Genomic DNA, 23,366 nt, shown 5'->3' on the forward strand with positions numbered 1-23,366 from the left:
CCGCCGTGTGAGGATGACGGACATGGTGAAACTGACCCGCGTCGAGGACGCGGCGGCATACGGCGGCGGCCTGCTCACCGGCGAACGGGTGAGACTACGACCGTTGCACGCCGACGACCTCGACGTGTTCGAGCGGTGGTGGGAGGATCCGGCGTGGATGGTGCTGCAACAGGTGATGGTGCGGCCGGCCCCCGTCGGTCGCGCCCGTGAGCTGTTCACGCGCTGGAGCGCCAACACCACCCCCGGCTCGGTCGGTTTCAGTGTGACCGACGCCGACGGCGTCCTCGTCGGGCACGTCACCCTCTACGGGGCGGAGCTGCCCGAGCGGGCGGCGACGCTGGCCGTCGTCGTCGCGCCGGACCGGGTCGGCGAGGGACTGGGCCCGGACGCGGTCAGGGTGATGCTGCGGTACGGGTTCCGGGAGATGGGCCTGAACCGGATCGAACTGACCGTCTGGGAGTTCAACACCCGGGCGGTGCGGGCGTACGCGAAGTGCGGTTTCGTCATGGAGGGCCGTCGCCGCCAGGCCGTCCACCACGACGGCCGGTTCCACGACCAGATCATCATGTCGGTGCTGGCGTCCGAGTGGGAGGCCGCCCGGGGTGGCTGAGGGCGGTACGGCTCACCGTGACCGGCCGGGTCGCCGGCTCCGTCGAGGCGCTACGGTTGCCGGGTGTCGCAACAACCCGGTGAACCCGAATCCCCAGAGCCCGGCGGCCCCCGTGACGGGCACCGGCAGGCCGGCGAACGGGACCTGAGGGAGGCCCGGGAGACCCTCGACCGGGTACGCCGCGAGATGCCGTTCCGGCGGTCCCTGTGGGGATTCCGCCTCTACTACACCGCGATGTTCTCCAGCCTGGGGACCATCCTGGTGGGCTGCTTCGACGGACTGGAGTCGGCGCTGGTGGTGGTGCCGGTAGCCCTGCCGTTCGCGCTGGCCGGGTACCTCTACGGCTACTTCCAGAACCGGGACGAGTACCGCAGGTTCCTGGAAGCGGCCACCCCCGACGTGTGGCACGCCCGCCGGGACCGGAAGAACCAGTGGCAGGCCGCCGTCCTGCGGGACTCCTTCATGGGCCGCCTACAGTGAACGGTGAATACACCGGATTTTTAGCGGTCGTTAACCTCCCCGCCCGTGTGACCAGCCGAAATCGTCGGGGACTAGGCTCGAACACGTGACCCGTCGAGCCAAGATCGTTTGCACCATAGGACCCGCCACCGCCACCCGGGAACGCATCCGGGGTCTGGCCGAAGCCGGCATGGACGTCGCCCGGCTGAACTTCAGTCACGGCAGCCACGCGGACCACGAGGCGGTGTACCACCTGGTACGCGCCGCGGCCGAGGAGACCGGCCGGGCCATCGGCATCCTCGCCGACCTGCAGGGACCGAAGATCCGGCTCGGCAAGTTCCAGAACGGCAGCGCCGAATGGCGTACCGGCGACCACATCACCATCACCGGCGACGAGGACGTCGTCGGCATGGCCGACCGTGTCGGGGTCACCTACACGAAACTTCCGGCCGAGGTCAACACCGGAGACCGGCTCCTCGTCGACGACGGGAAGCTCTCCCTGGAGGTGCTGGACGTCGAAGGCGACGACATCCGTTGCCTGGTGGTGGAGGGCGGCCCGGTCTCCGACCACAAGGGCCTGTCACTGCCCAACGTGGCCATCAGCGTCCCCGCCCTGTCCGAGAAGGACACCGAGGACCTGCGGTTCGCGCTGTCGCTCGGCGTCGACCTGGTCGCGTTGTCGTTCGTGCGCACCCCCGAGGACATCAAGCCCGTCCACGCCATCATGGCCGAGCTGGACGCCCGGCGGCCGGTGCTCGCCAAGATCGAGAAACCCGAGGCCGTCGACCGCCTCGAGTCGATCGTGCTCGCCTTCGACGGCATCATGGTCGCCCGCGGCGACCTGGGTGTGGAGCTTCCGCTGGAGCAGGTGCCGTTGGTGCAGAAGCGCTGCGTGCAACTGTGCCGGGAGAACGCCAAGCCGGTCATCGTGGCCACCCAGATGCTCGACTCGATGATCAACAACGCCCGCCCCACCCGCGCCGAGACCTCCGACGTCGCCAACGCCGTGCTCGACGGCGCCGACGCGGTGATGCTGTCGGGCGAGACCAGCGTCGGCAAGTACCCCGTCGGTACGGTCAGGACCATGGCCCGCATCGTCGCCACCACCGAAGGCGGCCACTTCACGCCACCGCGCCTGGCGCACGACCCCAAGACCCAGGGTGGCGCGATCACCGCGGCGGCCTCCCGGGTCGCGAGCGCCGTCGACGCCAAGGCGCTGGTGGCGTTCAGCCAGACCGGCGACACCGTGCGGCGGTTGTCGCGGCTGCACTGTCCGCTGCCGCTGCTGGCGTTCACCCCGGAGGAGAAGACCCGCGGCCAGTTGGCGCTGTCGTGGGGCGTCGACGCGCACCTGGTGCCGTTCGTTCACCACACCGACGAGATGTTCCAGCAGGTGGACGAGGCGATGATCCGGCTCGGTGCCGCCGAGGCAGGTGACCTGGTCGTCATCGTCGCCGGTTCCCCGCCGGGCACCCCCGGCTCCACCAACACCCTGCGAGTCCACCGGGTCGGATCGGTGGACCGGTAGTGGAGGACATCCTCACCGGACAGGCGGCGGTCGACGAACTCCTCCGGGTCCTCGACCTGGAGCAGATCGACGTCAACCTGTTCCGGGGTGTCGGTCCACGGGTGTCGCCGCAGCGCGTGTTCGGGGGACAGGTCGCCGGGCAGGCGCTGGTCGCCGCCGGCCGCACGGTGGACCCCGACAGGTCCGTCCATTCGCTACACGGGTACTTCGTGCGTCCCGGTGACTCGACCAAACCCATCGTCTACCAGGTGGAACGCATCCGTGACGGCCGATCGTTCTCGGTGCGGCGCACCCAGGCGTTCCAGGGCGGACAGCAGATCTTCTTCATGTCGGCCTCGTTCCACATAGGCGAGGAGGGTCTGGAGCACAACGCCCCGGCGCCGAGTGACGTGCCGCCGCCCGAGGAGGTCCCGACCCTTCCCGAACGGCTGGCGGCCCACCCGGATCGGCTCGGCATCTGGTCGAGGACGGCGCGACCCATCGACGTGCGCTACATCGGGGAGTCCGGGTTCGCGGCCTCCGGTGAACGGCCTCCCTCGTCGCAACAGCGGGTGTGGATGCGCGCCGCCGGTGACCTGCCCGACGATCCGCTGCTGCACGTGTGCGTCCTGACCTACGCCAGTGACCTGACCCTGCTGGACACCGTCCTCAACCAACACGGCCAGGTGTGGGGACCGGGCGGCTATCTGGGCACCAGCCTCGACCACGCGTTGTGGTTCCATCGCCCGTTCCGCGCCGACGAATGGTTCCTCTACGACTCCGAGTCGCCGTCGGCGGCGCGGGGCCGGGGACTCGCCACCGGCCAGTTCTTCACCGCCGACGGCGTCCACATCGCCTCGGCCGTCCAGGAGGGACTGCTGCGCCGCACCCCGCAGGTCCCGCCGGGCGTGCCTTAGAGCTCTCAGTCGCCACGACGCCTCGGGGGCGCCGGCCGAAGCCGACGCCCCCGAGACCGCGCGGTGATCAGTGGCCTTCCACCAGCCCTCCGGACGTGTCGCCCGCGGGCATCGAACCGTCCACCATGCCCGGTGCGGTGTCGGTGTACCCGTCCGAGGGGAGCGAACCGTCGACCATGCCGGGTGAGTCGTCCACGTAGCCCTCGGCCATCGGGTCGACCGACACCAGGCCGGTGCCGGCGGAACCGGTGTCGTCGTACAGGACGACGTGGTCGTACTCGTCCTGCGGCGCCGGTTCCGAGTACGTGTACGGCGAGTCGTCGTAGGTCTGGTACTCGGTGTACGGCCCCGAGTCGACCGGGGGCTCCGACTCGTACTGCGGCTCGGTGGGGTAGTACTCCGGCTGCGGCTCGTACACGGGTTCACTGGGCTGCGGCGACGGTTGCGAGGTCTCCGGCTCGGGCGTCCACGACTGCGCGGGCGTTGTCGAGGTGCCCGTGTCGTCGCCCCCGGACGGGGCGTCGGAGCCGGCCGCCGGCGTGTCCCCGCCGGCGGGCGCGTCCTCATCGGACTCCGCGGCCTCGTCGCCGGTGGATTCGCCCGGTGAGTCGGCGTCGGTGGGCGACTCCGGTTCCACGGTCGTGCCGCCGCCCGTCCACGGGTCGATCGCGCCGTCCTCGGTGACGACGATCGTGGTCTCGGCGGGGAGGTCGGTAGCCGTGGACGTCACCACACCACCGACGCCGACCGCGGCCAGCACCACCACCGACAGCGCGGCCACCGTCACCTTCACCCGCTGCACCACCAGTTTCAACTGCGCGGCCCGGCTGCGAAGCGCCGCCGGAATGCGCGCCAGCCGCTCGGTGGCCTCGCTCCAGCGGTCCGACAGGTCGGTGAAGAACGCCGCGATGGGTGCCGCGATCGGCCACGTCGACGGCCGGGTCAACCTGATCGCTCCACCGGGCGCGGTTGGCACCACCGTCGCCCGTGGCGCCCGGAACACCGCCAGCGGCGACCGGTCCACGGCGGTGCGGGGCCTGGCCGCCGCCACGATGGCGCGGACCGACCGGTACACGGCGGGTTCGGCGACCGCGCGCGGCCGGTCGTAGACCACCGGCACCGGCGCGGACCTGAACACCCCGGCGCGGGCGGCCCTGGCCCGCGGCGCCTGCGACAGATCGGCGAACGGTGACACCGCCGACGCCGTCTCCGGCCCGGTCACCTCATCGATGGTGCGCATAACTTCCAGTCCCTCCGCGAAACGACGCAGTAAGCCGCGGCGACCGCTGTCGTCGCCGCCGCGACCACGTCACGTTACGATTCGCCGGTTGCACAAAGGTTGCAGCAGGAACCGGGACGACCGACCACATCGGCCCGGATCGGAGATGACAGCCCGGAGGCGGCGCATTAGGGTGGTGACGTGACAAAGCCTTCGGAGGGCGTCCGCATCGGCCTACTCGGCGAAGTCGTCCTGTATGGACAACGGGGCCACGTCAGTGCCGGAACCCCCAAACAAGCCTGCGTGTTGGCCGTGCTCGCCATGCAACCCCACCGTGCCGTCACCGCCGACGCTTTAATGGACCGGCTGTGGGGCGACAACCCGCCCGACACCGCCCGTAAGACCCTCGCGGGCTACGTCGCCCGGTTGCGGGGACTGCTGAAAGACTGCGACCTCAGCATCACCTGCCGCGCCTCCTCGTACACCCTGTGGGCCCGGCCCGAACACATCGACCTCCATCTGATGCGGGAACTGACCGGCCGCGCCAGGCAGGAGGAGCCCCACGCCGCCGCCGCCAGCCGCCGTGCCGCCGCCTCCCTGTGGCGCGGAACCCCGTTGACGGGAGTGCGCGGTCGTTGGGCGGAACTGGCCCGCACCAGCCTGGAGCGCGAACACGTCGGAATCTGGAGCGAACTGTTCGCCGCCGAGCTCGCCGCCGGGAACCACCAGCGCATCCTGCCCGAACTCGCCGAATGGGTCGCCCGCGAACCGGTCCACGAGACCCTCACCGCGCACCACATGCTCGCCCTGCACCGAAGTGGACGTACCACCGAGGCGTTGGCCGCGTACCGGTCGATCAGGGCCGCGCTGCGCGACGAACACGGCAGCGAACCGGGTCGCGCCCTCACCGAGCTCCACCGGCGGATCCTCCAGGACGACCCCCAGTTGCGTCCCGAGGCGGCCACCGAACCCGTCGCCGCGTCGCGCTCCGCCCGCACGCCCCGGCAACTGCCGGCCGCGCCCCACGCCTTCACCGGCCGTCACGCGGAACTGACCCGGCTCGACGACCTCATCGCCCCCGACGGGACACTCCCGGTCATCGCGATAGTCGGGGCCGGCGGCACCGGAAAGACCGCGCTGGCGCTCGCCTGGGCGCACAGGGTCATCGACCGGTTCCCCGACGGGCAGCTCTTCATCGACCTGCAGGGCCGGTCGATCACCGAACCGGTGCGCGCCGAGGACGCCCTGGAGATGCTGCTGAGGTCGCTCGGGGTCGCGATCGCCGACATCCCGGAACGCCCCGCCGACAAGGCCGCACTGTACCGCTCGCTGCTGGCGGGACGCCGCGTGCTCATCGTCTGCGACAACGTCGCCGACTCCGCCCAGTTGCGCCCGCTGTTGCCCGGCGGCGACAGCAGCCTCGTCGTCGCCACCAGCCGCACGCGACTGACCGGGATCGCCGCGGGTCACGACCTGCGTAGCCTCACCCTCGACGCCCTCTCCCACGCCGACGCCGTCGCGTTGCTGGACCGGCTCCTCACCGAACCCGACACCCGCCCCTACCACTCCCGGTTGGCGTTGCTGTGCGGCGGCCTCCCCCTGGCGTTGCGACTGGCGGCCGGCCGGCTCGACCCCGATCTGACCGCCGAGGAACTGACCGACCTGTTGACCGGACCCGAACGGCTGGCCGCCCTGACCGCCGACGACGACCCGGCACTGGGACTGCGCGCCAGTTTCGACCGCTCGATGCAGGCACTCCCGGAGGCCGCGGCGAGGCTGTTCCGCGCCATGGGCGGCTTCCCCGTCAGCCCCGCCGAACCCGAACCACTCGCGGCCGTGACCGGGACGACCGTCGCCGACACGCTGACCCGGCTGAGGACGCTGGCCTCGGCGCACCTGGTCCACCGCGTCGACAAGACCCAGTGGGGGATGCACGACCTCCTGCGGGAGTACGCCGCCGCCCGGCACCGTGAACTCGACGGACCGGGCGACCGCACCCCCGCGTACAACTGGTACGTGGACGCCGCCCTGGCGGCCCGGGAACTGGTCTTCGGGGTACCACCGCACATACGGCTGTCACCCCCGTCGGAGGTCCCCACACCGGAGCTGGCCGACCGGCAGGCAGCACTCGACTGGGTCGACCAGCGGCTGGACACCCTGTTGGCGATCGCGCGACACGCGGTCGCCGACCAGGCCTGGTGCCAGGTCGCCGACCTGGTGTCCGGCCTGTGGCGTCACCTGTTCTTCAGGCAACGCGTCGAACGCATGCGGGGCCTGTTGACCGACGGCGTCCTGGCCGCCACCCGGTTGGGAGACGATGGGCGGCTCGTGGAGTTCCTGCGGTTGGCCGCGCACGCGGAGTCCGACGCCGGAGAGCGGACCGCCGCCGCGGAACGGCTCACCGAGTCCGTCGCCATCGCCGAACGCATCGGACACGGGTTGGGCGCCGCCCTGGGCCGCCTCGCCATGGGACAGGTCCAGCTCCAGCTCGGCGACAACGACTCCGCCTACCGGAACGCGCAGGAGGCACACCACGCCGCCGTCGCGCTGGAGGTGTGGCACATCGCGGCCGACGCCCTGGACGACATGGGGCACGCCGCCGCCGTCCGCGGCGACCACCTGCTGGCCAAGGAGCACATCACGGCCGCCCTGCGGCTGCTGGCCGAACACGGCGAACAGGGCAACCGAGACCCGATCACCACCCACCTGGGCCGGGTCCAGGTGCGTCTGGGTGAACTGGACGCCGCCGAGGAGTCGTTGCAGTCGTCGCTGCGGGTCGCGGTGTCGACCGACGACCGTATCGCCGAGGCGTTCAACCGCAGCATCATCGGCTGCCTGCGCACCGCCCAGGGACGACACCAGGAGGCGGTGGAGGAACACCATCGCGCACTCCTGCTGGGACTCAACAGCGGCGGCACCGGCCTCCACACCGAACTGCTCAACAACGCGGGGGAGGGGTACACCGCCGCCGGGCGGCCGCAACGCGCCCGCGACCACCACGCCGAGGCACTACACATCGCCGAACAGGCCGATGACCCGTACGAGACCATGCGGGCGTGCCGGGGCCTGGCGGACGCGTGTACGGCGCTGGGCGAGTCCGACGCGGCGGCCGAACACCGTGCCCGCGCCGACCGTCTGGCACTGCGACTCGGAATCGTGCCCCGCTCCCACGAACCGCCGGCCCGGGAGCCGCAGTCGGTCGGTTGACGGCCGTCCCGCCGGGGTCGTTCCCGACGGCGGGACGGTCACCGCGACGCCGACCAGCCGGGTCGCCTCTCCAGGCGCGAACCCACCCCTCCACGGGGTCGATCCCGGCGGGCCTGGGCGACAATCGACGCATGCGACTGTCCGCCCGTGTTGACTACGCCCTGCGTGCCTGCCTCGCCCTCACCGAGGCGGGTGACGTCTGGACCTCGGCCGAACGCGTGGCCACCGCCCAGCAGATCCCCGCCAAGTTCTGCGAGTCGATCCTGCTGCAACTGCGGCGCGGCGGGATCGTGGAGTCCAGGCGCGGCCCCGACGGTGGGCATCGCCTCGCGCGCGCCGCGGAGGAGATCTCGCTCGCCGAGGTGATCCGGGTCGTGGACGGTCCACTCGTGGGCGTGCGGGGGCAACGACCCGAGCACGTCGACTACTCCGGCGCGGCCCGTACCCTCCAGGACGTCTGGATCGCTCTGCGCGCGAGCGAGCGGCGGATCCTGGAGTCGGTCACGCTGCGAGACGTCGCCGCCGCCGACCTGCCCGAGAGCGTCGCCGAGCTGGCCGCCGACCCGGCGGCGTGGCGTTGACGTCCCGGTAGACCGGGCGGAACGAGGGTCCTCGTTCCATGTCCTCCGTGTGCATCCGAGACACACCGGCCCACTTAGTTGACAAATCCTACTGTTTTAGTCAAGCTAATGGGAATTCAATCGCCTCAGGGAGCACACCATGCCCACCCTCATCATCATCGCCGCAGCCGGACTCCTCGCCCAACTCATCGACGGCGGGCTGGGCATGGGCTACGGCGTCATATCCACATCCCTACTCCTGGCCACCGGACTCGCCCCCGCCGCCGCATCCGCCACCGTCCACCTCGCCGAGATCGGCACCACCCTCGTATCCGGCATCTCACACTGGCGCTTCGGCAACATCGACTGGGGCGTCACCCTCCGCATCGCCGTCCCCGGCGCGATCGGCGCCTTCCTCGGCGCCACCGCTCTGGCCAACCTCCCCGCCGCCAACGCCGCACCATGGACCGCCGGCATCCTCATCCTCCTCGGCATCTACCTGCTGACCAGATTCGCCCGGCCCCGCGCCGTCCCCACCTCCGGCCGCCGCCCCCTACGCACCCGCCACCTCGCCCCCCTCGGACTCGTCGGAGGTGCCGTGGACGCCACCGGAGGCGGCGGCTGGGGCCCCATCGCCACCACCACGCTCCTCGCCGGCGGCAGACTGCACCCACGCAAGACCATCGGCTCGGTCAGCGCCGCCGAATTCGCCGTCTCCGTCGCCGCGAGCATCGGATTCCTCATCGCACTCACCGACTCCGGCATCCTGTGGCCCGCCGTGGCCGCCCTCCTCATCGGAGGCGCCGTCGCCGCACCCCTCGCCGCCTGGCTGGTCCGCCGCCTCCCCACCCACATCCTCGGAACCGCCGTCGGCGGCGTCATCATCGCCACCAACGCCCGGACCGTCCTCAACGCACTCGACGCCGCCACCACGGTCCACGCCGTCACCTACACCGCCGTCGCCGCCGCCTGGGCCACGACCCTCGTCCTCACCCTCCGCAACCACGCCGCGAAACGACTCCAGACCGCCACCGCGGCATGAAAAGCCCGAAAACACCGCACCACCCCGGCGACGCCGATACCGTCGACGACATGAACAAGCGACGCATCCTCTCGGCCACCGCCGCCGCCCTCCTCGCCGTCACCCTCACCGCCTGCGGCGGTGGCGACGACGGAGACGACAACCAGGAAGACCAGCAGAACGAACAGCAGGAAGACAACGACGACGACTGACCACACCGGACCCGGCGGCACCCGCCGGGTCCGAACCCCGCCCACACCACCGGTTCGGCGATAGACTCCCAGCCACCGCACTCGGCCCCCACCACCGTCGAGGAGCCACATGAACCGGCCGTTCGCCTCCAGTCGAGACCTCACACCCAAGACCCAGACCCTCGAAACCATCGGCGACGGAGTCTGGGCACTCACCGCGGAAGGCGACCCCAACGTCGGCGCCGTCGAAGGCGAGGACTTCCTCGTGTGCATCGAGGCGACCGCCACACCCCACACCGCCAGTCAATGGCTGCGGCGACTCCGCAGGCACACCGACAAACCCGTCCGACACCTCGTGCTGACCCACTACCACGCCGTACGAACCCTCGGCGCCTCCGCGTTCGACGCCACCGAGATCATCGCCCACGAGAACACCCACGCGCTCATCCGGGAACGCGGCCGCCAGGACTGGGAATCCGAACACGCCCGCATGCCACGACTCTTCGACCACCCCGAGACGATCCCCGGCCTCACCCACCCGACCGTCACGTTCACCGACCGCCTCACCATCCCCCTGGGCGGCGACCGCGGCGACCTCGTCCTCGCCCACTGCGGCCCCGGCCACACCGAGGGCGACATCGTCGCGTGGATACCCCGGCAACGGATCCTCTTCGCCGGCGACCTCGTCGAATCCCGCGCCGCCCTCTACACCGGAGACGCCTTCCACCACCCGTGGTCCACCACCACACTGGACCGCATCGCCGCCTTCGAGGCCGACACGCTCGTCGGCGGCCGCGGCGCCACCGTCACCGGACACGCCGACGTGAACGCCGCCATCGGCCAGACCCGCCGATTCCTCACCACCATGATCGAGCGGACCCGCGCCGTCCACGACGCCGACGGCACCCTGGAAGCCGCCTACGCGGCGGTCCACGACGCACTCGCCCCCGAGTACGGCCGGTGGCCGATCTTCCAGCACTGCCTGCCCTTCAACGTCTCCCGCCTCTGGGACGAACTCGACGGCATCACCCGCCCACGCATCTGGACCACCGAACGCGACCGGCAGATCTGGGAAAGACTCCAGGACTGACATGACCGCGACCGTCATCGTCATCGGCGCCGGCCCGGTCGGACAGACCAGCGCCCTGCTGCTGGCCCGATGGGGCCTCGACGTGACACTCCTCGACGCCGCCCCCGGCCGCACGGCTACCGGATCACGCTCGATCTGCCAACAACGCGACGTCCTCGACATCTGGAGCCACATCGGAGCCCGCGCGGCCACCACCGAAGGGCTCACCTGGACCACCGCCAAGACCTACCACCGGGGCCGACCGATCCACAGCGCCACCTTCCCCGCCACCACCGGCACACCCCCCTTCGTCAACCTCTCCCAGTCCCGCACCGAGACGATCCTCGACGGACTCATCGCCGCTCAACCCCGCATTACCGTCCACTGGGACCACCCCGTCACCGACGTCGCCGAGACCGGCCACACCGTCACCGTCACCACACCCCACGGCACCCACCACGGCGACTACGCCGTCCTGGCCACCGGCGCACACGGCAGAACACTCCGCGAACGACTCGGCATCGACTTCCCCGGCACCAGCTACGACGACGTGTTCCTCATCACCGACGTCGCCGCCGACCTCGACCACCCCGACGAACGGCACTTCCACTTCGACCCGCCCGGAAGCCCCGCCCGGCAGACCCTCATCCACCCCTGCCCCGGCGGCACATACCGGATCGACTGGCAACTCGACCCGCGACACCGCACCGTCTCACCACCGGACCTGCGGCGACTCGTGCGCGCCGCCACCGGAACCGACCGGTTCCGCATACTGTGGAGCACCACCTACCGGTTCCACTCCCGCGTGGCCACCCGCATGGCCACCGGTCGAGTGCTCCTGGCAGGCGACGCCGCGCACCTCTACGCCCCCTTCGGGGCACGCGGCCTCAACTCCGGCATCCCGGACGCGGAGAACCTGGCCTGGAAGATCGCCGCCCACGCACACGGCTGGGCCCACCCGGACATCCTCGACAGTTACCACCGGGAACGGCACGCCGCCGCGCGGGAGAACCAGGAGGTCGTCGACACCACGATGCGATTCCTCACCCCGCACACCGACGCGCAGCGTCACCACCGCGAGCAGGTGCTGCGGGCCGCCCACACCGACCCCGACGCCGCCCGGCACATCGACTCCGGCCGCTTCGCCGAACCGTACTGGTACCCGGAGTCGCCACTTCACACCGCCGCACCGCACCGGCCGCCCGGTGACCGGCCGCCCAAGGGCGGGACCGCCACCACCGCGCCCGGCGCCATCCTGCCCGACCCGCCGGAGGGCACACCCTCCCTACGGCCCAGAGTCCGCGGAAGGTTCACCCTCATCACCCGCGACCACGCCGACACCACCTGGTTCCACCGCACCACCGACGCACCCACCGCCCACATCGCACTCTGCGACGTGGACCCCACCGGCCACGCCGCCGACCACCTCGGCATCCGGCCGGGCGAGGCATGGCTCACCCGGCCCGACGCCCACCTCGCCGCCACCATCGACACGGCCGGCCCCGCCGACGTCGCCCGAGCCGTCAGGACCGCGCTCGCTCATCCGGACTGACCCGCGCCGGAGGCCGTCGCGTCGCACCAGGTCCGCTCAAGAGGAGGGTCGCAACCGCGACAGGTACGCGTCGACGGCCTCCACCGCCTGGGCCACCTCCTGGCCGACGACACGTTGCGGGAGATCACCGTCCCGACCCACCTACTACTGGGCGGCCGGTCCCGGCTCTACGACTCGCACGCCCTGGCCGCGCGGGCCGACCGGCTGCTACCCGACCTGACCACCTACGTCGAACCCGACGGCGGTCACGGTTTCGGATACGACGACCCCGAGTCGCTTGCGACACGGGTGCTCACCTTCATCGACCACCACGACCCCCGCCCCTGACATCGCGGCCTCACTTCTTCGGGCCGATGAACTCGTCCAACAGCGCTACCGCTTCCCGTGTCGCCACCGAGATGGAATTGCGTCGATTGAACCGCCAGGCGGCCCCGACTCGATCCAACGTTTCACCGCACAACCGGAGGATGTCGGAGGACTCGTTGGCGAAGAAGTACCGGGGATACTCGTACACCTTCTCACCACGGGTGACTCGATTCACGGAGCGGCAACCGTCGGCATGTATCAGTCCACGCAGGAATGGCCTGGGATGCGTCGCGACCAACTCCTCCTGCCAGTCGGCCAGCACGATCCTGCGGGTGTGCTTCATGCCGGGGCCGTGCTGTGGGAACAGACACGTCCAATGGCGGTGATACGCACAGACGGCTGTGCAACCGCGCTTGGGCGCCAGGTGGACGCTGCGTCCCAGCGTTCGCAGTATCGCGGAACGACACTCATCGATGATCCCGACGTGGGATGAAGTGCAGTAGATGCGCAGCACGGTGTTCCTGTCGGTCACGACGATGTGTCCGTCGCCGAGATACTGCCCGAGCAGGTAGCAGTATGTCGCGGCGTCCGCCGGGATCGTGGGTGTCGACAGGCACCGAGGGCATTCCGGCATGGTGTGATGCGACAGAGGTGCGAGCAGGCCGGCCGCCCTATCCAGATGCAACCAGTATCCGACCGTGCCGTAGGGCACGCCCATCTGCTTCGCGATCTCGCGGTTCGTGAATCCGTCACTGGACAACCGGCGGCATTGGACACGCTGGGCAGAATGGGACGCCATTCCGTCACCATCCGTCACGGGTATGACGATTCCGGTGGAGGTGGGTGCTGTCGGTGCCCTGGGTGGGATTCGAACCCACACTGTATGGTGTTTGAGACCATTGTCTACTGCCAGTTGGACTACCAGGGCTTATTCAATTTGGTCGATGCGGTCCGCCGCATCGCTCGCCTGCCGCCTCACCGTCACGGATGGCCGTGACCGCCGGTCGGAGCACGGTCATCATAGCGAGCCGCCGGGAGCGTCGATCGCCAGCCTCCGCCGTTTCAGGATACGGATCGGCCGCCGCGCCGCCACCGGATATCCCCGGCCGTGGCGGCGTCCGCACCACCACCGGTTCGGTGGTCCGTGCCCTCACCCGCCACCGGCTGACCGGTTACGCTTTCATTTCGCGTGTGCACGGTCGTCGGGCACACGACCTCCCGACATGTGAGAAAGGTGCCACGGTGATGACGGGCAACGCCGAGACCGCGCGCCGCCGGGTGTTGATCGCCGAGGACGAGGGGCTGATCCGCCTCGACCTCGCCGAGATGCTGACCGAGGAGGGCTACGAGGTCGTCGCCGAGGCCGGCGACGGTGAGACCGCCGTGCGGCTGGCCGAGGAGAAGCGCCCGGACCTGGTGATCTGCGACATCCAGATGCCGATCATGGACGGCCTGCAGGCGGCCGAGAAGATCGTCGCCGCGCGGATCGCCCCCGTGGTCATCCTCACCGCGTTCAGCCAGCGGGATCTCATCGCCCGCGCCCAGAGCGCCGGCGCGATGGCGTACCTCGTCAAGCCGTTCCAGAAGAGTGACCTGGTCCCGGCGATCGAGCTGTCCCTCGCCCGGTTCGCCGAGATGGTGGCGTTGGAGCGGGAGGTCGAGAGCCTCTCGGAACGGTTGGAGATCCGTAAGCTCGTCGACCGTGCCAAGGGTCTACTCATGACGAGGTACGGCATGTCGGAGCCGGACGCCTTCCGGTGGATCCAGCGTGCCGCGATGGACCACCGGTTGTCGATGCGTGACGTGGCTGTCCGCATCATCGAGGAGTCGCAGCCCGCGGACGCCTCGGGGGAGCCCGCCGGCTGACCGGACGGCCGGCGCCCCACCCCGTGTGATGCGGGTCGCCTCAATGCCGCGACTTGGTAACAGCTTGGCAACGGTGGTCTTGGGGCTGCCGTCGCCTGGGTATGATCCCGGACACGTTTGCACTCGAACCTGTCCGTTCGTACCCCTACAGGAGCCCCGTTGCGAAGATTCGCGGTATCGCTGTGTGCCTTGGTGGGCGCACTGTTCGCCTTGTTGAGTCTGGGGGCCACGGCCGCCTGGGCGGAGGGCGAGCAGGGTTTCAAAGGCGTGTTGGAGAACAAGGACGCCGGCGACGAGCCCGTGCCCGGTGTGACGTTGCGTGTCTTCGACGCCGAGGACAACGAGGTCGTCACCGCCGAGTCGGCGGACGACGGCAGTTGGGAGGCGCTGGTCCCCGAGGCCGGCGACTACCGGGTGGAGTTGGACGCCTCGACGCTTCCGGACGGCCTGGTGGTGCGTACGGGTCGTACCTCCACGGACCTGCTGCGAGTGGACGAGGGCCAGGTGCGCAACGCGTTGTTCCCGCTGGGCACGAGCGTGACGACGCCGGGCGGGGACGCCCCCGAGGGTGAGGAGACGGCCGAGGAGTCGACCACACCGGAGGAGGAGTGTGTCGTCGACGAGGAGACCGGTGAGGAGATCTGCGGGGGTGGCAGCGGCTGGCTGGGCCAGTGGGGCAACGTCATCTACAACGGTCTGCACTTCGGGTTGATCATCGGCCTGGCGGCGGTGGGCCTGTCGCTGATCTTCGGGACCATGGGCCTGACGAACTTCGCGCACGGCGAGCTGGTGACCTTCGGCGGCGCGGCGACCTACATCATCAACGTGAGTGTCGGGTTGCCGGTGTTGGTGGCGATTCCGGCGGCGGTGCTGTTGGGCGGCCTGTTCGGTTGGGCGCAGGACAGGTACTTCTGGGGCTGGCTGCGAAAGCGCGGCACCGGCCTGGTGACGATGATGATCATCTCGATCGGTGTGGCGCTGGCGCTGCGTTACCTGATCAACTTCATCATGGGGCCGAACACCGAGCGGTACACCGACTACGTGCGGCAGGCATCGATCGACCTCGGGTTGTTCCAGGCGACGCCGAAGAAACTCATCGTGGACGCGGTGGCCATCACCGCGGTGGTGATCGTCGGCCTGGTGCTCATGTACACCCGCGTCGGTAAGGCCATCCGGGCGGTGGCGGACAACCCGTCGCTGGCGGCGGCCTCGGGCATCAACGTCGACCGGGTGATCCGGTGGGTGTGGATGGCGGGTGCGGCCCTGGCGGCGTTGGCGGGCGCCTCGTTGGCGTTGGACCGCGGTGTCAAGTTCGACATGGGCATGCAGTTGTTGTTGTTGATCTTCGCCGCGGTCGTCCTGGGTGGTCTGGGCACGGCGTTCGGCGCGATCGTGGGCGCCCTGATCATCGGCGTCTTCACACAGGTGTCGACCGTGTGGATGGAGCCGCAGTTGAAGTACGTCGGTGCGCTCGTGGTGCTGATCGTGGTCCTGCTGTTCAGGCCACAGGGCATTCTCGGTCGTCGTGAGCGGATCGGATAAGGGTGGAGTAGCGCGATGGACTTTCTTCAGATCCTCTCCAGTGCGTTGCAACAGGCCCTCGGGCCGACGATGTTGGCCTACGCGATCTGCGCGATCGGTTTGAACATCCACTTCGGGTACGCGGGCCTGTTGAACTTCGGTCAGGCCGGTTTCGCGGCGGTCGCCGCGTACGGTCTGGCGATCTCGGTGGCCTACCTGGGCCTGTCGTTCTGGTTGAGTCTCCTGATCGGTCTCGCGGGCGCCGTCGTGCTGGCGTTGCTTCTGGGTGTGCCGACACTGCGGTTGCGCGCCGACTATCTGGCGATCGTGACGATCGCGGCGGCGGAGATCATCCGAAGGCTGGGACGTTCCACGACCTTCAGCGACTACACCGGTGGTTCGGACGGGACGCGCCCGATCGGCAGCTTCAACGACAGCTTCGTGGCGTTGAATCCGTTCCCGCAGGGTTGGTCGCTCGACCTGGGGATCATCCGTTTCACGCGGGCGGACGCCTGGGTGATGCTGGTGGGCTGGGCGCTGGTGGCGTTCTGCCTGCTGGTGATGTTCCTGGCGATGCGCAGCCCGTGGGGCCGGGTCCTCAAGGGCATCCGGGAGGACGAGGAGGCGGTGCGCAGCCTGGGCAAGAACGTGTTCTCGTACAAGATGCAGGCGCTGGTGTTGGGTGGCCTGTTCGGTGCCCTGGGCGGCTTCGTCTTCGCGCTGGCGAGGGACAACGTCCAACCCGACACGTTCTCCACGGAGTTGACGTTCTACTGCTACGTCATGTTGATCCTGGGTGGCGCGGCGCGGCTGTTCGGGCCGCTGCTGGGCGCGATGCTGTTCTGGTTCCTCTACAACTTCCTGGTGGGGACCCTCAACGATCTGGCCGGTTTGCAGGTGTTGCCGACCTGGCTGCTGACCACGACGAAGTCGGGTCCGCTGGTGTACGTCCTGATGGGCTTGGGCATGGTGCTGTTGCTCATCTATCGGCCGCAGGGAATCCTGGGTGACAAGAGGGAGTTGAGTCTGGATGTCCGGTGAGGAATCCACCGCCTCGGGGGCCGTCGCGGGTACCGCCGCGGGCCCGTTGGCGGGAGTGGCCGCGCAGCCCGGTGTGCCGAAGCCGGATGCGATTCTGGTGGCAGACGGCGTGACGCGGTCCTTCGGTGGCCTGCGCGCGGTGGACGTGGCGCACCTGGAGGTGCAGCGGGGCGCGATCACGGCGTTGATCGGCCCCAACGGTGCCGGCAAGACGACGTTGTTCAACCTGCTGACCGGTTTCGACCGGCCCGACTCGGGCGAGTGGTCGTTCGACGGCCGGTCGTTGGCGGGTCGCCGGGCGCACCAGGTGGCGCGTAGCGGCATGGTGCGGACGTTCCAGCTCACGAAGGCGTTGTCCCGGATGACGGTCCTGGACAACATGCGACTGGGCGCGATGGGCCAGGCCGGCGAGAGCTTCTGGCGCGGCCTGATTCCGCCGCTGTGGGCGGGCCAGGAGAAGGAGAACACGGCGCGTGCCATGGACCTGCTGCGGCGGTTCAAACTGGACGCGAAGTGCCACGAGTACGCCGGAAGCCTGTCGGGTGGCCAGCGGAAACTCCTGGAGATGGCACGTGCGTTGATGGCGCAGCCGACGATGGTGATGCTCGACGAGCCGATGGCGGGTGTGAACCCGGCGTTGACGCAGTCGCTGCTCGGCCATGTCAAGGAGTTGCGTGAGGAGGGCATGACCGTCCTCTTCGTGGAGCACGACATGGACATGGTCCACGACATCAGTGACTGGGTCGTGGTGATGGGGCAGGGCCGGGTGATCGCCGAGGGCACCCCGGACTCGGTCATGGCCGACCCCGAGGTGATCGACGCCTACCTGGGAAAGCACCACGACGACGTGGCGACGGATTCGAGTGAGGGTGATTCCTGATGAGCCGGGATGAGTCGGTTCCCGACAAGGGACTGTCGCAGGCGGACCTGGAGGACGACACCGCCGGGGTCGAGGTGGTGGACCGGTCGGCGCACGTCGCGGGTTCGCAGGGCGCGTTGCTGGTGGCGGACGAGTTGTTCGCGGGCTACTCGACGGACGTGGACATCCTGCACGGCGCCGACCTGTACGCGGCCGAGGGCGAGTTGGTGGGCATCATCGGCCCCAACGGCGCCGGGAAGTCGACGTTGCTCAAGTCGCTGTTCGGGATGGTGCGGGTGCGCAGGGGCCGGGTGACGCTGGCCGGTGAGGAGATCACCAACTTCAAGGCGCACGCGCTGGTGCCGCGTGGCGTGGGCTTCGTTCCCCAGACGAACAACGTGTTCGCGCAACTGACCATCGAGGAGAACCTGGAGATGGGCACGTTCCTGCGGCCCAAGCGGTTCGCCGAGCGGTTCGGTTTCGTGACGGAGTTGTTCCCGACGCTGGCCGACCGCCGTAAGCAGCGGGCGGGCTCGCTGTCGGGCGGTGAGCGGCAGATGGTGGCGATGGCGCGTGCGTTGATGATGGAGCCGTCGGTCCTGCTGCTGGACGAGCCGTCGGCGGGCCTGTCGCCGATGATGCAGGACGAGGTCTTCGCGCAGACCAAACGGATCAACTCCGCCGGCGTGACGGTGGTGATGGTGGAGCAGAACGCCCGCCGGTGTCTTCAGATCTGCGACCGCGGCTACGTGTTGGATCAGGGCCGCAACGCGTACTCGGCGTCGGGTACCGACCTGGTGAACGACCCGAAGGTCATCGAGTTGTACCTGGGGACGTTGGCGCGGGTGCGCTGAGTCCTACACACTTAGAGGCTGTCTTCAAACCTACTGTTCTACTGCGCGACGACCGGTCGGCGCCTCGCGGCGTTGTCGAAGGCCCTGCGTACAACACCGGTACGCAGGGCCTTCTCCGCCTTGCGAATGCACTCGACCGGACCGCCGCTCGCCACGAACGAGGTTCAAGGACAGCCTCTTTAAGGGACCCGGGCCGACATCGGCCCGGGTCCCTCCGTATGTGTGACCGGCCCGGCCGGGGCACGCGTCCGGTGCGAAGACGGAGGCCCGGCCACCGCGGGTGCGGTGGCCGGGCCTCGACGGTCGGTGTCGCGGGTCAGTCCAGGGAGCCGGTCTCGAAGCCCAGCAGGCTGAACTCGTTGGTGGCGTCGTACTGGTAGACGCCGATGCTGCCGACGGCGATGTCGCCTTCCTCGGTCCACTCGATGGGGCCGGAGCGGCCGTCGTAGTCGATGTCCTTACCCTCGTCGAGGAGCGCCTTGCAGGAGGCGAAGTCCTCGCACTTCTCGCCCTCCTTGGTGACACCCACCAGTTCGGCCTTAATGGCGTTGGGGTGGTCGCTACCGGCGGCCTCGGCGGCCAGGGCGGCGATGATGGTGGCGTCGTAGGACTCGGGGCCGTAGGTGAAGTCGTTCAGCTCCGGGTCGACCGACAGCAGCGCCTCCTGGAAGTCCTCACCGGACTCCACGCCGGGCTTGGTGCCCTTGACGCCGTCCAGCAGCCCTTCGGGAAGCTGGTCGCCGTAGTTGGACAGGTTGCCGTCCACCATGTACCACGGGACGTCCTCGGGGCTCATGCCGCCCTCGGCGAGCTGCGGCGCGAGGGTGGTGAACTCCTCGAAGGTGATCAGGACCAGGGCGTCGGCGCCGGATGCCTTGGCGGCGGCGACCTCGGCGCTGAACTCGGCGGCCTGCGGGTCGTAGACCTCCTTGAGGACGACCTCGCCTCCGGCGCCCACGATGTTCTTCTCGACCTCGTCTGCCAGGCCGGTTCCGTAGGAGTCCTGCAGCGCCAGGATCGCGACGGAGCTGTAGCCGTCCTCGATGATGGTGTCTGCGAGGACTCGTCCCTGGATGATGTCCGAGGGGGCGGTCCGGTAGTAGTACTCGGCGTCGGGGTCGGTGGTGAAGTCGGGGGAGGTGTTGGCGGGGGAGATCTGGATGATCTGCGCGTCGTTGAGCTTCGCCATGAAGTTGAACGACACGCTGGAGGAGGCCGCGCCGATGACGACGTCGGCGCCTTCGCTGATCAGGGCGTCGGCGGACTGGCTGGCGATGTCGGTGGAGGTGTCGCCGGAGTCCTTGTGGCTGACGACGACGTCCTTGCCCAGGACGCCTCCGGCCTCGTTGATCTCCTTGACGGCCAGGTCGACGCCCGCGAACTCGGGCGGGCCGAGGAAGGCGAGGGTGCCGGTCTGGGGGAGGATCGTTCCGACCGTGAGGGTGCCGTCGCCTTCGGGGGTGTCACCACCGCTGGTCTCATCTCCGCCGCCACCGCAGGCGGTGAGGGCGAGGGTGGCGACGCCTGCTATCGCGATACCGCGCAGCGCGTAGCGTGAGCGAAACATTATGTGTTGTCTCCTTGGTCTGGCGTGAGCAAGCTGACGCCGGAGTCCGGCTGTGATGTGCATGACAACTTAGTACGAATGTGGTTACCGCACCAGGCCGCCGACCTTTTCGGAGCCATAGAGTTATGCACTTGTGATGATGTCCGCACCGGTGCCGGACGGGATGTCGGGGGTGGCCGTTAGAGTCTGGTGGCGTGACGCAGACTCGACCCCGCCTGTTGTTGATCGACGGGCATTCGATGGCCTACCGGGCGTTCTTCGCGCTGCCGGCGGAGAACTTCTCGACCACGACCGGGCAGACCACGAATGCCGTCTACGGCTTCACCTCGATGTTGATCAACGTGTTGCGGGACGAACGGCCGACGCACGTGGCGGTCGCGTTCGACGTGTCGCGTCAGTCGTTCCGGACCGAGCAGTACCCGGAGTACAAGGACGGCCGGGCCGCGACGCCGGACGAGTTCCGCAGTCAGATCCCGTTGGTGCAGCAGGTGCTCGGCGCCATGAACGTCACGTGGCTGACGCTGGAGGGGTATGAGGCCGACGACATCCTGGCGACCCTGGCGCATCAGGCGACCGAGGCGGGTTTCGACACGCTGATCTGCTCCGGTGACCGTGACGCCCTGCAGTTGGTGGACGACGACGTGACGGTCCTGTACCCCGTCAAGGGCGTCTCGGAGTTGTCCCGGATGACGCCGGAGAAGGTGCAGGAGAAGTATGGTGTGCCGCCGCACCGCTACCGGGACCTCGCGGCGCTGGTGGGGGAGAAGAGCGACAACCTCCCCGGGGTCCCCGGCGTCGGACCGAAGACGGCGGCCAAGTGGATCACCACCTACGACGGCCTGGACGGCGTGATCGCCGCCGCCGACCAGATCAAGGGCAAGGCGGGCGAGAACCTGCGTGCCCACCTGTCCGACGTCCTTCGCAACGCCCGGCTCAACAAACTGGTGTGCGACCTCGTGCTGCCCAAGTCGGCGGGGGAGCTGCTGTGGGAGGGATGGGACGCCGAGGCGACCGCGGAACTGTTCGACGTGCTGGAGTTCGCGACCCTGCAGGACCGGTTGCGTTCCCAACTGTCCGAGCGGCAGGTCGGCGAGTTCACGGCGGTGGCGGAACTGCCCGAGGTGGTGGCGACGTTCCGGCGGTTGGAGACCGGTGAGCTGGCCGGCTGGCTGGAGTCGCGTGACCCGTCGGAGCCGGTGGGGATCGCGGTGGCCGGCGAGTTCGCCAAGGGCTCCGGCCACATCACCGGCCTGGCGTTGTCGGACGGTGAGGAGGAGGTCTGGTGTGACCCGGCCGCCTTCGATCCGGGGGACGAGTCGGCGTGGCTGGCGTGGTTGGCCGACCCTGGGCGGCGTAAGGCGGTCCATGACGCCAAGGGCCTGTTGTGGGCCTGTGCGGGTCGTTCGTGGCGGGTCGCGGGCATCGAGATGGACACGGCGTTGGCGGCGTATCTGATCCGGCCCGACCTGCGGTCTTACGCCCTTGAGATCCTCGTGGAGCGGTACCTGGGGCGTGAGCTGACGGCGGCTTCGACCACGGCGGACCAGCCGGCGTTGGAGGGCATCGACGCGGCCGGCGAGGACGAGGCGGCGCTCGGGCGCCGGGCGGGCGCGGTGAGGGACCTGGCGGGCGTGCTCGCGGGCGAGCTGGCGAGCCACGACGTGGCGGGGCTGCTGGCCGACATGGAGTTGCCGGTGTTGTACGTGCTGGCGGACATGGAGACCACCGGGATCGGCGCCGACACGACGCACCTGTCGAGCCTGGAGGCGGAGTTCGCCGGTCGGGCGAAGGAGGCGGTGGCCGCCGCGCACGCGGCGGTGGATCAGCAGTTCAACCTCCGGTCGCCCAAGCAGTTGCAGGAGATCCTGTTCGAGAAGCTGGGGATGCCGAAGACCAAGCGCACCAAGACCGGGTACACCACGGACGCGGAGGCGTTGGCGGGGTTGTTCGCCAAGACCGGGCACCCGGTGTTGGAGGCGATCCTGCGGCACCGGGACGTCGAGAAGTTGAAGCAGACCGTCGACGGCCTGCTGGCGGCGGTGGCCGACGACGGCCGCATCCACACGACGTTCCACCAGACGGTGGCGGCCACCGGGCGCCTGTCGTCGTCGGACCCGAACCTCCAGAACATCCCGGTGCGGACCGGGGCGGGGCGGGAGATCCGGCGCGGCTTCGTGGTCACCGAGGGGTTCGACGCGTTGATGACCTGCGACTACTCGCAGATCGAGATGCGGATCATGGCGCACCTGTCGGCGGACGAGGGCCTGATCTCGGCGTTCCACTCGGGTGAGGACCTGCACACCACGGTGGCGTCGCGGGTGTTCTCGGTGGCGCCGGAGGCGGTCGACGCCGAGCAGCGCCGCAAGATCAAGGCCATGTCGTACGGCTTGGCGTACGGCCTGTCGGCGTACGGCCTGTCGCAGCAGTTGACGATCACGCCCGAGGAGGCGCGTGGTCTGATGGACGAGTACTTCGACCGGTTCGGCGGGGTGCGGGACTATCTGCGGTCGGTCGTGGACGAGGCGCGTCGCAAGGGCTACACCGAGACGATGTTCGGGCGGCGGCGCTACCTGCCGGACCTGTCGAGCGACAACCGGCAGCGCCGTGAGATGGCGGAGCGGGCGGCGTTGAACGCGCCCATCCAGGGCAGTGCCGCCGACATCATGAAGGTGGCCATGCTGCGGGTCGCCGCCGGGTTGCGGGAGGCGGGCCTGACGTCGCGGATCCTGCTCCAGGTGCACGACGAACTGGTGTTGGAGGTGGCTCCGGGCGAGCGTGACCGGGTGGAGGCGCTGGTGCGCGACAGGATGTCCCACGCGGCGGAACTGGCGGTGCCGCTTGAGGTGTCGGTGGGGTTCGGCCGGGACTGGGACACCGCCGCGCACTGACCGCCGGAGTCAATCGGCAGGTGGTGCGCCGGATCATGTCGCGGTCGCATCGGGTGCGACTGTGTGTGGTAGGTCGAGACACGGTAGGCTTGTGGTTGCGATCGTGGGAGCCGGTGGCCTCGGCATGGAGCAGGTCTACACCACCTGGCGAT

General features: G+C 69.4%; 20 protein-coding genes and 1 tRNA gene. 17 read left to right on the forward strand and 4 right to left on the reverse strand.

Features of this window, described 5'->3' with window-relative positions; genetic code table 11:
* Positions 1–22 precede the first annotated feature (22 nt).
* The 4 genes from LX16_RS06890 to LX16_RS06905 all read left to right on the forward strand — a co-directional run bounded on the left by LX16_RS06890 (position 23) and on the right by LX16_RS06905 (position 3,493).
* Positions 23–610, forward strand: coding sequence for a GNAT family N-acetyltransferase (locus tag LX16_RS06890; protein ID WP_211354320.1), 588 nt, complete (start codon positions 23–25; stop codon positions 608–610).
* A gap of 63 nt (positions 611–673) precedes the next feature.
* Positions 674–1,090: a hypothetical protein gene (locus LX16_RS06895; RefSeq protein ID WP_147134777.1), complete on the forward strand. Its 417-nt coding sequence runs from the start codon at positions 674–676 to the stop codon at positions 1,088–1,090.
* A gap of 85 nt (positions 1,091–1,175) precedes the next feature.
* Complete coding sequence (gene pyk, locus LX16_RS06900) at positions 1,176–2,597, forward strand: pyruvate kinase (protein ID WP_147134780.1); 1,422 nt, start codon at positions 1,176–1,178, stop codon at positions 2,595–2,597.
* The gene (locus tag LX16_RS06905; RefSeq protein WP_147134783.1) at positions 2,597–3,493 is read left to right on the forward strand and encodes an acyl-CoA thioesterase; all 897 of its coding nucleotides are present in this window, start codon (positions 2,597–2,599) and stop codon (positions 3,491–3,493) included. The genes pyk and LX16_RS06905 overlap by 1 nt, the downstream gene beginning before the upstream one ends.
* 67 nt (positions 3,494–3,560) lie before the next feature.
* On the opposite strand, the gene LX16_RS06910 is transcribed toward LX16_RS06905, so the two are convergent.
* On the reverse strand, positions 3,561–4,733 hold the full coding sequence (locus LX16_RS06910) for a hypothetical protein (RefSeq protein WP_147134786.1): 1,173 nt from the start codon (positions 4,731–4,733) through the stop codon (positions 3,561–3,563).
* A gap of 180 nt (positions 4,734–4,913) precedes the next feature.
* Between LX16_RS06910 and LX16_RS06915 the strand changes: the two genes are divergently transcribed.
* The 7 genes from LX16_RS06915 (at position 4,914) to LX16_RS06940 (ending at position 12,639) form a co-directional block, all read left to right on the forward strand.
* The gene (locus LX16_RS06915) at positions 4,914–7,919 is read left to right on the forward strand and encodes an AfsR/SARP family transcriptional regulator (protein ID WP_147134789.1); all 3,006 of its coding nucleotides are present in this window, start codon (positions 4,914–4,916) and stop codon (positions 7,917–7,919) included.
* A gap of 131 nt (positions 7,920–8,050) precedes the next feature.
* Entirely contained in the window at positions 8,051–8,500 is a 450-nt protein-coding gene (locus tag LX16_RS06920) for an RrF2 family transcriptional regulator (protein ID WP_147134792.1), read from the forward strand.
* A 139-nt stretch (positions 8,501–8,639) separates the two neighbouring features.
* The gene (locus LX16_RS06925; RefSeq protein WP_147134795.1) at positions 8,640–9,521 is read left to right on the forward strand and encodes a sulfite exporter TauE/SafE family protein; all 882 of its coding nucleotides are present in this window, start codon (positions 8,640–8,642) and stop codon (positions 9,519–9,521) included.
* Between the two features lie 50 nt (positions 9,522–9,571).
* Complete coding sequence (locus tag LX16_RS26515) at positions 9,572–9,712, forward strand: hypothetical protein (protein WP_158645509.1); 141 nt, start codon at positions 9,572–9,574, stop codon at positions 9,710–9,712.
* 109 nt (positions 9,713–9,821) lie between these two features.
* Positions 9,822–10,781 (forward strand): MBL fold metallo-hydrolase, encoded by a 960-nt coding sequence (locus tag LX16_RS06930; protein WP_147134798.1) that lies wholly within the window; start codon positions 9,822–9,824, stop codon positions 10,779–10,781.
* A 1-nt stretch (position 10,782) separates the two neighbouring features.
* Positions 10,783–12,312 (forward strand): FAD-dependent monooxygenase, encoded by a 1,530-nt coding sequence (locus LX16_RS06935; RefSeq protein ID WP_147134801.1) that lies wholly within the window; start codon positions 10,783–10,785, stop codon positions 12,310–12,312.
* 114 nt (positions 12,313–12,426) lie between these two features.
* Positions 12,427–12,639, forward strand: coding sequence for an alpha/beta fold hydrolase (locus LX16_RS06940; RefSeq protein ID WP_147134804.1), 213 nt, complete (start codon positions 12,427–12,429; stop codon positions 12,637–12,639).
* A 10-nt stretch (positions 12,640–12,649) separates the two neighbouring features.
* Here LX16_RS06940 and LX16_RS06945 read toward each other — a convergent pair whose 3' ends face one another.
* Both LX16_RS06945 and LX16_RS06950 read right to left on the reverse strand, forming a co-directional pair.
* On the reverse strand, positions 12,650–13,417 hold the full coding sequence (locus LX16_RS06945) for an RNA polymerase sigma factor sigma-70 region 4 domain-containing protein (RefSeq protein ID WP_147134807.1): 768 nt from the start codon (positions 13,415–13,417) through the stop codon (positions 12,650–12,652).
* A gap of 54 nt (positions 13,418–13,471) precedes the next feature.
* A tRNA-Leu gene (locus LX16_RS06950) sits at positions 13,472–13,546 on the reverse strand.
* A 317-nt stretch (positions 13,547–13,863) separates the two neighbouring features.
* Between LX16_RS06950 and LX16_RS06955 the strand changes: the two genes are divergently transcribed.
* The 5 genes from LX16_RS06955 (at position 13,864) to LX16_RS06975 (ending at position 18,759) form a co-directional block, all read left to right on the forward strand.
* A complete protein-coding gene (locus tag LX16_RS06955; protein ID WP_147134810.1) occupies positions 13,864–14,484 on the forward strand; it encodes an ANTAR domain-containing response regulator in 621 nt (206 codons plus the stop codon).
* Positions 14,485–14,643: 159 nt separating this feature from the next.
* Positions 14,644–16,026 (forward strand): branched-chain amino acid ABC transporter permease, encoded by a 1,383-nt coding sequence (locus LX16_RS06960; RefSeq protein ID WP_211354321.1) that lies wholly within the window; start codon positions 14,644–14,646, stop codon positions 16,024–16,026.
* Between the two features lie 15 nt (positions 16,027–16,041).
* The gene (locus LX16_RS06965) at positions 16,042–17,046 is read left to right on the forward strand and encodes a branched-chain amino acid ABC transporter permease (protein ID WP_147134813.1); all 1,005 of its coding nucleotides are present in this window, start codon (positions 16,042–16,044) and stop codon (positions 17,044–17,046) included.
* Positions 17,036–17,926, forward strand: coding sequence for an ABC transporter ATP-binding protein (locus LX16_RS06970; protein ID WP_147134816.1), 891 nt, complete (start codon positions 17,036–17,038; stop codon positions 17,924–17,926). Before LX16_RS06965 ends, LX16_RS06970 begins: the two co-directional genes overlap by 11 nt.
* Positions 17,926–18,759, forward strand: coding sequence for an ABC transporter ATP-binding protein (locus LX16_RS06975; protein WP_147134819.1), 834 nt, complete (start codon positions 17,926–17,928; stop codon positions 18,757–18,759). The genes LX16_RS06970 and LX16_RS06975 overlap by 1 nt, the downstream gene beginning before the upstream one ends.
* Positions 18,760–19,075: 316 nt before the next feature.
* Here LX16_RS06975 and LX16_RS06980 read toward each other — a convergent pair whose 3' ends face one another.
* Positions 19,076–20,326, reverse strand: a complete 1,251-nt coding sequence (locus tag LX16_RS06980; protein WP_147134822.1) for an ABC transporter substrate-binding protein — start codon at positions 20,324–20,326, stop codon at positions 19,076–19,078.
* 194 nt (positions 20,327–20,520) lie between these two features.
* Between LX16_RS06980 and polA the strand changes: the two genes are divergently transcribed.
* Positions 20,521–23,214, forward strand: coding sequence for a DNA polymerase I (polA, locus tag LX16_RS06985; protein WP_147134825.1), 2,694 nt, complete (start codon positions 20,521–20,523; stop codon positions 23,212–23,214).
* Positions 23,215–23,366 lie beyond the last annotated feature (152 nt).

It is taken from the genome of Stackebrandtia albiflava, assembly GCF_007994225.1.
Taxonomy (GTDB): domain Bacteria; phylum Actinomycetota; class Actinomycetes; order Mycobacteriales; family Micromonosporaceae; genus Stackebrandtia; species Stackebrandtia albiflava.

Excerpts from the sequence above, each read along its gene's own strand:
- LX16_RS06890 (WP_211354320.1), top strand. The coding sequence starts at position 23 with ATGGTGAAACTGACCCGCGTCGAGGACGCGGCGGCATACGGCGGCGGC.
- LX16_RS06910 (WP_147134786.1), bottom strand. The coding sequence starts at position 4,733 with ATGCGCACCATCGATGAGGTGACCGGGCCGGAGACGGCGTCGGCGGTG.
- LX16_RS06920 (WP_147134792.1), top strand. The coding sequence starts at position 8,051 with ATGCGACTGTCCGCCCGTGTTGACTACGCCCTGCGTGCCTGCCTCGCC.
- LX16_RS06925 (WP_147134795.1), top strand. The coding sequence starts at position 8,640 with ATGCCCACCCTCATCATCATCGCCGCAGCCGGACTCCTCGCCCAACTC.
- LX16_RS26515 (WP_158645509.1), top strand. The coding sequence starts at position 9,572 with ATGAACAAGCGACGCATCCTCTCGGCCACCGCCGCCGCCCTCCTCGCC.
- LX16_RS06930 (WP_147134798.1), top strand. The coding sequence starts at position 9,822 with ATGAACCGGCCGTTCGCCTCCAGTCGAGACCTCACACCCAAGACCCAG.
- LX16_RS06935 (WP_147134801.1), top strand. The coding sequence starts at position 10,783 with ATGACCGCGACCGTCATCGTCATCGGCGCCGGCCCGGTCGGACAGACC.
- LX16_RS06945 (WP_147134807.1), bottom strand. The coding sequence starts at position 13,417 with ATGGCGTCCCATTCTGCCCAGCGTGTCCAATGCCGCCGGTTGTCCAGT.
- LX16_RS06955 (WP_147134810.1), top strand. The coding sequence starts at position 13,864 with ATGACGGGCAACGCCGAGACCGCGCGCCGCCGGGTGTTGATCGCCGAG.
- LX16_RS06965 (WP_147134813.1), top strand. The coding sequence starts at position 16,042 with ATGGACTTTCTTCAGATCCTCTCCAGTGCGTTGCAACAGGCCCTCGGG.
- LX16_RS06970 (WP_147134816.1), top strand. The coding sequence starts at position 17,036 with ATGTCCGGTGAGGAATCCACCGCCTCGGGGGCCGTCGCGGGTACCGCC.
- LX16_RS06975 (WP_147134819.1), top strand. The coding sequence starts at position 17,926 with ATGAGCCGGGATGAGTCGGTTCCCGACAAGGGACTGTCGCAGGCGGAC.
- LX16_RS06980 (WP_147134822.1), bottom strand. The coding sequence starts at position 20,326 with ATGTTTCGCTCACGCTACGCGCTGCGCGGTATCGCGATAGCAGGCGTC.